7 protein-coding genes are annotated in these 10,673 nt (G+C 70.0%); 3 read left to right on the top strand and 4 right to left on the bottom strand.

The window, feature by feature from the left end; translation table 11 throughout:
- Positions 1–1,403 (bottom strand): M10 family metallopeptidase C-terminal domain-containing protein (locus LGR54_RS26095; protein WP_230363489.1); only part of this gene is annotated, 1,403 nt, incomplete at its 3' end.
- Between the two features lie 273 nt (positions 1,404–1,676).
- Between LGR54_RS26095 and LGR54_RS18770 the strand changes: the two genes are divergently transcribed.
- Entirely contained in the window at positions 1,677–3,506 is a 1,830-nt protein-coding gene (locus tag LGR54_RS18770; protein WP_230363488.1) for a type I secretion system permease/ATPase, read from the top strand.
- On the top strand, positions 3,503–4,816 hold the full coding sequence (locus tag LGR54_RS18765; RefSeq protein WP_230363487.1) for an HlyD family type I secretion periplasmic adaptor subunit: 1,314 nt from the start codon (positions 3,503–3,505) through the stop codon (positions 4,814–4,816). The genes LGR54_RS18770 and LGR54_RS18765 overlap by 4 nt, the downstream gene beginning before the upstream one ends.
- 64 nt (positions 4,817–4,880) lie before the next feature.
- Here LGR54_RS18765 and LGR54_RS18760 read toward each other — a convergent pair whose 3' ends face one another.
- Positions 4,881–6,797: a methyltransferase domain-containing protein gene (locus LGR54_RS18760; RefSeq protein ID WP_230363486.1), complete on the bottom strand. Its 1,917-nt coding sequence runs from the start codon at positions 6,795–6,797 to the stop codon at positions 4,881–4,883.
- Positions 6,798–6,935: 138 nt separating this feature from the next.
- Entirely contained in the window at positions 6,936–8,144 is a 1,209-nt protein-coding gene (locus tag LGR54_RS18755; RefSeq protein ID WP_230363485.1) for a pyridoxal phosphate-dependent aminotransferase, read from the bottom strand.
- A gap of 340 nt (positions 8,145–8,484) precedes the next feature.
- On the opposite strand from LGR54_RS18755, the gene LGR54_RS18750 reads away from it, so the two are divergent.
- On the top strand, positions 8,485–9,108 hold the full coding sequence (locus tag LGR54_RS18750) for a class I SAM-dependent methyltransferase (protein ID WP_230363484.1): 624 nt from the start codon (positions 8,485–8,487) through the stop codon (positions 9,106–9,108).
- Between the two features lie 31 nt (positions 9,109–9,139).
- On the opposite strand, the gene rfbB is transcribed toward LGR54_RS18750, so the two are convergent.
- Entirely contained in the window at positions 9,140–10,195 is a 1,056-nt protein-coding gene (rfbB, locus tag LGR54_RS18745) for a dTDP-glucose 4,6-dehydratase (RefSeq protein ID WP_230363483.1), read from the bottom strand.
- Between the last annotated feature and the right edge of the window lie 478 nt (positions 10,196–10,673).

Below are 10,673 nucleotides of genomic sequence, written 5' to 3'. Positions count from 1 at the left end.
TAGCTGTCGACGATGTAGGTGTCGTCGCCCTGCCCGCCCATCATCTGGTCCGGCCCGCTGCCGCCATCGAGATGGTCATTGCCACCGAGGCCATACAATGTATCGCCGCCGGCCCCACCGTAGAGTGCATTCCTGGCCGCGTTGCCGCTGATCAGATTGGCGAGCGCATTGCCGGCGAAACCGAGATCACCGGCCCCCTCGTCGATCTTGACGATTTCGACATTGGCCGGCAGCACATAATTGCTCACCCGCACATAAAGCGTGTCGGTGCCCTCGCCCGCAGCCTCGACCACCGTGTCCCCGAGATTATCGACGACGTAGCTGTCGTCGCCGGCGAGGCCGGTCATCGTGTCGGCACCGCCGCCGCCGTTCAGCACGTTGTTGCCGACGTTGCCGCGCAGCGTGTCATTTGCCGAGCCGCCGATGGCGTTCTCGATCAGCGAAGCCGGATTGCCGTCGAACAGGAACGAGTTATAGACCGTGCCGCGCGCATAGACACCGTCGCCGAGAGAGGCGCGCTGCGCCTGCGAGGTGAGGCTTGCCCCGCCGGGCGCCAGGTCGATGGACACGGGTCCGGCGAAGTTCGACATGTCGTAGGTGTCGACGCCACTGCCATCCCAGATGGTCATGAACAGCTTGTTGACGGCAGGTATGGCGAACTTGGCGCCTTGCGCCGTCATCTGCCCGGTCGCCGGATCCCAACTATAGACCGTATCCGTGTCGAAATAGCTGTAGTTGGCACCGTATAGCGTCTGCAACGCAAGAATATCCAGCGCCATGAAGGTCTGCGGATGGCCATAGGCTTCGGCGGAGAAGGTGGAACCCGCCGGTCCACCGGGATAGGAGCGACGGCTCATCACGCTATATTCGAGCGCATCGTACTCTGCCGGCACGATGGCATCGGCGACGCCGCCAGGCATGTCCGTCGGCTTAAGGCCGAGCGCGTGGCCGAACATGGTGAGCACCGTGAGGTAGCGAGCGGTTCCCATTCCATCGGTGTTGACGTCGATGTAGCCCGTCGGAAACCAGATGTCGCCACCTTCACCGGCATTGCCTTCGCCGGGAGAATAAGCATGGGGAGTCGATGTCCGACTGGAATCGCTGATCCGCAAATCAGCCGGAGACCCTCCAGCGTGGATGGCCAGATTGGTGAAGCTTGCGACACTATTATAATATTGCTTGTCGTGTAGATTCCCGATCAGCGCACCCGACAGGACCGGATAGGCGATGTAGATGCTCGCGGACGGAGCGGTTATTCCTTGGGGTTCGTCGGTACTGTAATTCGGATAGTACATGTCGGCATTGACAACGGAAAACGTCGTCCAGCCGGTCCATTTGGTGCCGTAGAGCAACCCGTCGATCTTGTCATCGCCGGTCGGATCGATGGTTGCAGTCCTCGCCACAATCGCCTCCCCGCCATCGGTCGTCCGCTGCGCGACAGCTATATACCATATATGCCACCGCACCGGACTACCTGTCTTCCCCGTGGTCAGATCCTGGTGCGCATGACGGATGACGCGCTACCGCCGGAAGCGCGTAGACGTGACGCCCGGAATGACTGATCCAAGAATCGCATGGATTCCATGCCGGCCCGTGGCATCATGGGCCTCGCAAACCGGCGCCTCCGCGAGCCGGCCGGGCGCGCTCCCCGTGCGCCCCTCCCGGAACGGATGCTGATGACCTCGGAACTCGCCAAGGCCCTGCGGGCCTGCCGCACGGCCTTCATCGGCATCGGCCTGATGACCGGCGTCATCAACATCCTCTACCTCACCGGCTCGATCTTCATGCTGGAGGTCTATGACCGCGTGCTGCCGAGCCGCAGCATCCCCACCCTCGTCGGCATCTCCCTCCTCGCCGCCATGCTCTACGCCTTCCAGGTCGCGCTCGACATCGTGCGCCAGCGCATCCTGTCGCGCATCGGGCTCGCGCTCGACGAGGGCATCGGCGAGCGCGTCTACGGCGCCATCGTGCGCGCGCCGCTGCGCATGGTCGCGGCCGGTGACGGCCTGCAGCCGATGCGCGACCTCGACCAGCTGCGCGGCTTCCTCTCCGGCCTCGGCCCGACGGCGCTGTTCGACATGCCGTGGATCCCGCTCTACCTGGTCATCTGCTTCCTGTTCCACCCGCTCATCGGCATCACCGCGCTGATCGGCTGCCTGGTGCTCATCGCCTTCACCGCCGTCACCGAGATGATGACCAAGCGGCCGGTGCGGCAGGCCATGATCGAGATGACCGCCCGCAACGCCCTGTCGGAGGTCGGGCGCCGCAACGCCGAGGTGCTCGCCGCCATGGCGATGACCGAGCGCTTCGGCGCGGTATGGGCGGCGGCGAACCGGCGCTTCACCCGCGAGCAGCAGCGCGCCGCCGATATCGGCAACGGCCTTGGCTCGCTGTCCAAAGGCCTGCGTCTCGCCCTGCAATCGGTCGTGCTCGGCGTCGGCGCCCTGCTGGTGATCCGCGGCGAGGCCAGCGCCGGCATCATGATCGCCGCCTCCATCCTCAGCGCGCGCGCGCTGGCGCCGGTGGAGCTCGCCATCGCGCATTGGAAGGGCTTCGTCGCCGCCCGCCAGGGCTGGAAGCGGCTCGGCGACCTGCTCAAGGCCTTCCCCACCGACGCCGAGCCGATCGCCCTGCCCCGGCCGCGCCAGTCGCTGGCGGTGGAGACGGTGTCCATCGCCCCGCCGGGCAGCCGCCGGCTGGTGGTACAGGAGGTCGACTTCACACTGGAGGCCGGGCAGTGCCTCGGGGTCGTCGGCCCCTCGGGCTCGGGAAAGTCGAGCCTCGTCCGGGCACTGGTCGGCGTGTGGCAGCCGGCGCGCGGCAAGGTGCGGCTCGACGGCGCCGCCTTCGAGCAGTGGCGCGCCGCCGATATCGGCGCCGCCATCGGCTATCTGCCGCAGGACGTCGAATTGTTCGCCGGCACGGTGGCGCAGAACATCGCCCGCTTCCACCCGGATCCCGCCCCCGGCGAGATCATCGCCGCCGCCGAGGCCGCCGGGGTACACGCGCTCATTCTGCGCCTGCCGGAGGGCTACGAGACGCCGATCGGCGAGGGCGGCGCCGCCTTGTCGGCCGGCCAGCGCCAGCGCATCGCCCTGGCGCGGGCGCTGTTCGGCTCGCCCTTCCTGGTGGTGCTCGACGAGCCGAACTCCAATCTCGACGCCGATGGAGAGGTGGCGCTGAATCAGGCGGTGGCCGGCGTGCGGACGCGCGGCGGCATCGTCGTCATCGTGGCGCATCGCCACAGCGCGCTCGCCAGCATCGACCGGCTGCTGGTGATGCAGGAGGGCCGGGTCCGCGCCTTCGGACCGAAGGACCAGGTGCTGCGCAAGCTCGCCCCGCAATCCGCCGCGCCGGCTCCCTCCGGCGGCGGCGAGGTCGTGCCCCTGAGCGGGCGTGGCGACAGGCAGCCCGCGAAGACGGAGGCCGCGACGGAGACCGGGGTGGAGATGGAAACGGGCTCGCCCGAGCGCGCGCGCACCGAGAAGGAGGGGTTGGCTCCGTGACGCCTACGCCCCCCTCCAACCCGCACCGATCGATCCGCCGGCACCTCGTGCTCGGCCTCGCGCTGGCGTTCGCCGTGATGTTCGGCGTCGGCGGCTGGGCCGTGGCGACGCAGATTTCCGGCGCCGTCATCGCGCCGGGACAGCTGGTGGTCTATTCCAGCCTCAAGAAGGTGCAGCACCCGACCGGCGGCATCGTCGGCGAATTGCTGGTCAAGGAGGGCGACAGCGTCCGCGCCGGCGAGGTGGTGCTGCGGCTCGACAAGACGGTGGCCGAGGCCAACCTCGCCATCCTCACCAATAATCTCGACGAGTTCGAGGCCCGGCAGGCCCGCAACGAGGCCGAGCGCGACGGCGCGGCCGAGCTGGTCTTTGCCTCCCAGCTGCTGTCCCGCGCCGAGGATCCCGATGTCGCGCGCATCCTGGCGGGCGAGAAGAAGCTGTTCGAAACCCGCCGCTTCCTGCGCGAAGGACGCAAGGCGCAGCTCGAGGAGCGCGTCGCCCAGCTCCGGGAGGAGATCCGCGGCCTCGAATTCCAGCTGGCCTCCAAGACGCGGGAGATCGATCTCATCGGCACCGAGCTGGCGAGCGTGCGGCAGCTGTGGAGCGACAACCTCGTCTCGATCCAGCGTGTCACCGCGCTGGAGCGCGACGGCGCCCGGCTGGAGGGCGAGAAGGGCCTGCTCATCGCCAATATCGCCCAGACCAAGGGCCGCATCGTCGAAACCCAGATGCAGGTGCTGCAGATCGACCAGGACATGCGCAGCGAGGTCGCCACCGAGCTGTCCGACCTGCGTGCCCGGCTGTCGGAGACGCGCGAGCGCATCGTCACCGCGCAGGACCAGCTCCGCCGGGTCGACATTCGCGCGCCGCAGGACGGCGTCGTCCACCAATTGGCCGTGCACACCATTGGCGGCGTGGTCGGACCGGGCGAGCCGATCATGCTGGTCGTCCCCAACAACGACCAGCTGGAAGCCGAGGCACGCGTGCCGCCGCCCTTCATCGACCAGCTGGCGGTCGGCCAGCCGGCCGTCGTCCGCCTCACGGCGGGTGCGCAATGGGAAACGCCGGAACTCAACGGCACGGTCAACCGCATCTCGGCGGACCTGGTGCCGAACCCCACGGCCGGCGGCGAGAGCTACTATTCCGTGCGCATCGCGCTGCCGCCGGCGGAGCTGGCGCGGCTCGACGGGCTGAAGCTGGTGCCGGGCATGCCGCTCGAAGCCTTCATCAAGACAGGCGACCGCACCGTGCTGTCCTATCTGGTCAAGCCGCTCACCGACCAGGTGGCCCGTTCCTTCCGCGGCCGCTGAGCCCGAGCCGCCATCGTCGCGTCCCCGCCGTCGTCGTGGCGAGCCACCGCCGTAGCGCGGCACGTCAGCCATGCAGCCGGCTTCCGGCCTCCCCTGCCGGCGCACCGCGAAAGCCGTAGCGCCAGAACCGGTCGGAAAACGCTCCGGCCGCTCCGGCGGCATGCAGCGTGCGCCCCTCGCGGATGCCGTGGCGCAGATAGTGAAGCAGCGGGTTGTGATCGGACGGCACGTCCTTGTTGCCACGGAAATAGTCGCCGGTGTTGAACAGGAGGCTCGGATTCCAGCCCTGGCGGAATCCGGTGTCGAGATAGTGCCGGGCGGCCTCGTGCGGCTCGACGCCATAGGTCTCGGCGTACCAGAGCCGGTCGAACAGGGCACTGGATTCCAGCAGCCGGACGTCGTCGTCCTGCGGGTCGGGCACGCGCGGCGGCGCCTCCTCGGCGGGTGCCTCGACATATGTCTCGGCCACCGCCTCCACTGGCGAGGCGCGCACCACGCCCAGCGGCGCGGCCAGCAGCCCGCGCATGTCGCGGTACTGGTCGAGGCACGCCTGCAGCAGGGCCGCAGCCCGCTGTGCCGCCGCCTGCGCCACGGCGCCGGCACGCCGCTCGCGCCCGGTCCGGCCGTTCAGCCGCAGCAACCGGCGCAGGCTCGACGGCACGCAATGCACGAGACGCTGCCGCAGCGTCTTGGAGCGGATCGCCAGCGCCCGGGTCTCCTCGCCATGGGTGTCGCGCAGCGCCAGCACCAGCCGCTCCGCCTGTGCGATCGAAGCCAGCCCCGCCCCTAGCCGCTCGGCGCCGTCCTGTTCCAACGCGGCGTTCCGCTCGCGGAGCGCGCGGCATTCCGCGTCGAGCGCCGCCAGCTGCTGCCGGTGCGCGGCGTCCGCCTGTACCTCCCGCACCTGCCGCTCGCCCTCGAGCCGCCGCTTCAGCCGGTCCAACTCGCTGGCCAGCGCCTCGTGCTTCTCGGCCAGCCGCCGGCCCTGCGACTGATGGCTCTCGCGCTGCTCGGCAATCACCATCGCCTGCGCCTGGATCAGCGTCTGCCGCTCGTCGAGGATGCGCAGCTGCTCGCGCAGCGTCCGCTCGTTGCCGGCCAGCAGCCGGTCCTTCTCGGCGGCGTCCGCCTGCAACGCCGCGACCTGCCGGGTGAGGCCGTCATAATCGGCGATCGCCTGCCGGCGCACCGCGTCCAACGTGCCGGCCAGCTCGTTGCCGCGCGCTTCCAGCGCGGCGAGCGTCCCGGTGCCGGTGTCGCCACTATCGACGAGGACCGAGGCGGCAAGCGCATCCAGCGGCGTGTCGGAGCACACCGCGACAAGGAACACCGGCCGGGCGGCGGGCAGCGGCGCGCGGCCCGCCGCCCGGCCGTGCAGCCACCAGAGGTCCGGCTCACCCGCCGCCTCCGCCGACGCCCCGCCGGCGGAGACGATCACCGAGGCTAGGCCGACCGCCTGGCCGCACAGCACCACATGGGCGAAGCGCCGCCGCAGTTCCGCGCCGAACTCGGCCGCCGAAAGCTCGGAGAGGTGGAACTGGTTCCGGTTGTTGAGAAGGTCGGTATAGACCTCGCGGTCCGGCGTCGAGACGACCAGCCGTCCGCCGGGCTTCAGCACCCGCTTGAGCTCGGCGAGCGCCGCGCGGGGATCTCCGACATGCTCGATGGTCTCGAAGCTCACCACCGCGTCGAAGCTGTGGTCGGCGAAGGGCAGCGCGCCGATGTCCCCGGCTTCGAAGGAAAGATTGCCCGTGCCGCCATAGACGCGGGCGGCATGCGCGACGGCGTCCGCGTCGAGGTCGACGCCCACCACCCGCGCGGCGCTGCGTGCCAGCAAGGCGGCGCCATAGCCCTCGCCACAGGCGATGTCGAGCACCGCGCCCCCAGCGACCAGCCCGGCGGCGAAGGCATAGCGGTGCTGGTGTTCGACGGCGATGCTGCCGGCGGTTCCGGGAATGAAGCGCTCGCCCGTCTCGTCCACTATCCGCCCCCCGGCCCGGCGCGACGCACGCCGCCCCTCATTGCCCCACGGACCCATGGGTAATGCAAAGCCGGCGGCGTCGCCAGTGACCTATGGCCAGTAGCCCGTGGCCAGCGACCGGCGAAGGCCGCCGCCGGTTCAGCGCGTCAGCCAGGTCGCCAGGCGGCGGGTCGCCTCGATCATCTGCACTTCGCCGCGCGCGAAGCACAGGCGGATATAGTCCTCGCCGCCCGGCCCGAAGGCGGTGCCCGGCGCGAGGCCGATATTGGCCTCGTCGACCAGCTTGAGCGCCAACGCCCGCATGTCGGTCTCGCCCTCGACGCCGAAGAAGGCGTAGAACGCCCCCGGCGGCCGGGCGAGCCGCACCCGGTTGGTCGGGAGGAGCCCGTCCATCACGATGTCGCGCCCGCGCCGCGCCCGCTCGATCTGGTGGGCGACGAAGCTCTCGCCGCGCTCCAGCGCCGCCACGCCGCCACGCTGCATGAAGGCCGCGACGCCGGAATTGGTGTACTGGATCAGGTTCTCGATGACGTCGCCGAGCGAGGGATGCGCCTCCAGCCAGCCCATGCGCCAGCCGGTCATCGCCCAGTTCTTCGAGAAGGTCTGCAGGAACAGGATGCGGTCTTCCGGCTCCATCACGTCGTGGAAGGAGGGCGCGCGCCCGCCTTCGCCGGCCTCATAGTAGAAGCGGCCATAGATCTCGTCGGCGATGATCCACAACCCGTGGCGGCGGGCGATGTCGAGCACGCCGGCCAGCACCTCCCGCGAGGCGACGAAGCCGGTCGGGTTGGCCGGCGAGTTGATGAAGATGGCGCGGGTGCGCGGGCTCACCGCGTCCTCCAGCCGGCCGAGGTCGAGCGAGAAGCCCTCCGCCGGATCGAAGCCGAACGGCACGAAGACCGGCCGCGCGCCGGCCGCCTGCGCCGCGGCGGCGGCGTTGGGCCATTCCGGCGAGGGAATGATGATCTCCTCGTCGGCACCGACGGTGAGCGCCAGCGCGATCTGGATCGAGTGCATGCCCGAACCGGTGACGAAATAGCGCTCCGGATCCTCGGCGATGCCGTAGAGCCCGGTCATGTAGCGGGCGATGGCGGCGCGCAGGTCGGGAATGCCGCGCTGCCAGGTGTAGAAGGTCTCGCCGGCAGCGAGCGAGCGGGTCGCCGCCTCGCTGATGAAGGCCGGGGTCGGCAGGTCGCCCTCGCCCGCCCAGAGCGGGATCAGCCCCTCGCGGGTGCGCCCGTAGTTGAACACCTCGACGATGCCGCTTTCCGGCAGCGACAGCGCCTGCGGACGCACGAAGTCGAGAAGCGAGGGAGGCGGCACGAAAGGACTGGTAGCGGTCGACATGAGGAGTTCCCGGCTGGTTCGGCGACGCTCCTACCATAGCCGGCCGATGCCGTCGCGTTCATCAAAAGCTGTGCGACGACCCATCGGCGGCGGTGATGGAAGGCGGCGCTATCCGACACCGCGCTTCCACACCCCGCCCGCCGGCCCGCCGGTCGCACGCGGTGGTCGCATGCGGACGCGGAACGGCCGGGGCGGCACGAGCGAATGGTCGTCCATTGTGGAGCTGACTAGTGTCGCGTAAGCCCTTGTCGCGTAAGCCGGCATCACGCCGGACGTCGCGATCGGCCGACCGTGGAACCGGCTGCGGCGCGTGCGAGAGCCGGGACAGGACGACGCCCCCGTGACCGACCTCGCCGACCGGATCGTCGATCTCTACCGCCGCCATGCGCAGGCCTGGGCCGGCGCGCGCACCGCGACGCCGCCGGGCGCCCCACCGATGGAGGAGGCGTGGCTCGCCCGCTTCCGGGCGCTGCTGGCGCCGGGCGCTGAGGTGCTCGACATCGGCTGCGGCCCCGGCCTTCCCATCGCCGGCCACCTCGTCGCGCAGGGTTGCCGCGTCACCGGCATCGACAGCTCGCCGGAAATGATCGCGCTGTTCCGCCGCAACCTGCCCGCCCCGCAGGCCGAGGCCATCGTCGCCGACATGCGCCGGCTGGCGCTCGGCCGAACCTTCGGCGGGGTGATCGCCTGGGACAGCTTCTTCCACCTGTCGCCGGAACAGCAGCGCGGCATGTTCCCGATCTTCGCCGACCACGCCGCTCCCGGCGCGCCGCTGATGTTCACCTCCGGCCCGGCGGCGGGCGAGGCGATCGGCACGCTCGAGGGCGAGCCGCTCTATCACGCCAGCCTCGATCCGGCGGAATATCGCGCCCGGCTCGACGCCGCCGGCTTCGACCTCGTCGCCCATCGCGCGGAGGACCCGGACTGCGGCGGCCACACCGTGTGGCTGGCCCGCCGCCGCTAGCCCGCGCCCGGAGCCCGCCGCTAGCGGCAGGCTATGCCTTCGCGCCGAGGCGGGCGCGGTCGTAGCGCGCCTTCAGCGGCTCCCACCAGGCGGCATTGTCGAGATACCAGCGCACCGTCTTCTCGATGCCGCTCTCGAAGGTCTCGGACGGCACCCAGCCGAGCTCGTCCTTCAGCTTGCCGGCGTCGATGGCGTAGCGGGCGTCGTGGCCCGGCCGGTCGGTGACGAAGGCGATCAGCGCCTCGCGCGCGCCGAGCGCGGCGTCGGGCACCAGCCGGTCCATGATGGCGCAGATGGTGCGCACCACCTCGATGTTGCGGCGTTCATTATTGCCGCCGACATTGTAGCTCTCGCCGAGCCGTCCGGTGGTGGCGATCAGCTCCAGCGCCGCCGCGTGGTCGTCGACATAGAGCCAGTCGCGCACATTCTCGCCGCGGCCATAGACCGGGAGAGGCTTGCCCTCCAGTGCGTTGAGGATGGTGAGCGGGATCAGCTTCTCGGGAAAATGGTACGGCCCGTAATTATTCGAGCAGTTCGACATCACCACCGGCAGGCCATAGGTATGGAACCAGGCGCGCACCAGATGGTCGGACGCCGCCTTGGAGGCGGAATAGGGCGAGTTCGGCTGGTAGGGCGTGTCCTCGCGGAACAGCCCGTCCTCGCCCAGCGAGCCATATACCTCGTCGGTCGATATGTGGTGGAAGCGGAATGCCTTCTGTGCCGCCGCGTCCAGTCCCCGCCAGTGGCGCAGCGCCTCCTGCAGCAGGGTGAAGGTGCCGACCACATTGGTCTGGATGAAGTCGCCCGGCCCGTCGATCGAGCGGTCGACATGGGATTCGGCGGCGAGATGCATCACGAGGTCGGGGCGGAACGTGTCCAGCGCCTCGCGCATTGCCGCGCCGTCGCCGATATCGGCCTTGAGGAAGCGGTAGTTCGGGCTGTTGTCGATCTCGTTCAGCGAGGCGAGGTTGCCGGCATAGGTGAGCTTGTCGACATTCAGCACCTCCCAGCCGGCGCGCACGAGGCGGCGCACCACTGCCGATCCGATGAAGCCGGCACCGCCGGTCACAAGCACTCGCCGCGTCATGTCGTTCCTGCCACGCAACCCAAGGGCTGCTGGCTAGCACAGCGCCGGAGCGATTGCCTAGGGGCGGGCCGGCAACGAGACGAGCGTCCCTCGCCCGGGTCCGCATCGGCGAAGGCCCGGAACCGTCGAGCGGAAACGTCCCGATCCCTCACGGTCGGGCCGGCGAGACAGAGCCCTGCACCGGACAGCGGCTCCTCCAGCAGCGCCCCGAGCAGGACGCCGCGGGTCGCCACGGCGACAATGCGTGACACCGCGCTCTCATGGCTGCGGGTAGCCTCGAACGCGAAGCGGTGGTCATCGCGCCGGACGCCACGCTGGCGGCCAGATACCGGGCACCCGGCCCGCGACCAGCCCCGGCGACCGCCCTCGACCGGCGCGGCCGGCACGCCCACAGGCGCGGCGGCGAAGCCGAAGATCGACATCCGCCACGCCCGCCGCCGGCCACTTGCCGGGGCGGGCCGGCGCGGCGCGACCGCCC

Source organism: Ancylobacter sp. Lp-2 (genome assembly GCF_020523795.1).
Taxonomy (GTDB): domain Bacteria; phylum Pseudomonadota; class Alphaproteobacteria; order Rhizobiales; family Xanthobacteraceae; genus Ancylobacter.
This window is presented reverse-complemented; position numbering and strand designations above follow the sequence as displayed.

Bases quoted from the DNA above. Each gene is read 5' to 3' on its own strand.
- LGR54_RS18770 (WP_230363488.1), top strand. From the start codon at position 1,677: ATGACCTCGGAACTCGCCAAGGCCCTGCGGGCCTGCCGCACGGCCTTC.
- LGR54_RS18755 (WP_230363485.1), bottom strand. From the start codon at position 8,144: ATGTCGACCGCTACCAGTCCTTTCGTGCCGCCTCCCTCGCTTCTCGAC.
- rfbB (WP_230363483.1), bottom strand. From the start codon at position 10,195: ATGACGCGGCGAGTGCTTGTGACCGGCGGTGCCGGCTTCATCGGATCG.